At 63.6% G+C, this 332-nt stretch carries 1 protein-coding gene; it reads left to right on the top strand.

The genetic code is table 11. The features are described 5' to 3' along the window. Positions 1-332, top strand: a 332-nt coding sequence (locus CDV44_RS27405) for a DsbA family protein (protein WP_170936140.1), incomplete at both ends; no start/stop codon positions are given.

Genomic DNA, 332 nt, shown 5'->3' with positions numbered 1-332 from the left:
CGGCAAAAAACGGACGCAGTGTCGCGTGGCATCCGATCCTGCTCGACATCGTCTACAAGGTGAACGGTTCGGGTGCCCCGGTGCAGCACCCGATCAAGACGGAGTATTTGCGACACGACGTCGAGCGCACCGCGCGCTTTCACGGCATACCGTACAAACGACCGACGCATTTCCCGATCCCGACGCAAGCCGCCGAGCGCGCCGTGCTGTGGGTGCAGGATCATCGCGGCGGCGACCTGTCGGCAGAGTTCGCGAAATCGATCTTTCAGGCGCTTTACGTCGACGATCTGAACATCGGCGAGCCGGCCGAACTCGTGCGGCTGGGCGAGGCG

The sequence above is a fragment of the Pandoraea sp. PE-S2R-1 genome (assembly GCF_002179865.1).
In the GTDB taxonomy this organism is placed as follows: domain Bacteria; phylum Pseudomonadota; class Gammaproteobacteria; order Burkholderiales; family Burkholderiaceae; genus Pandoraea.
The sequence above is the reverse complement of the archived record's forward strand: the minus strand, read 5'-3'. Positions and strand labels throughout refer to the sequence as shown.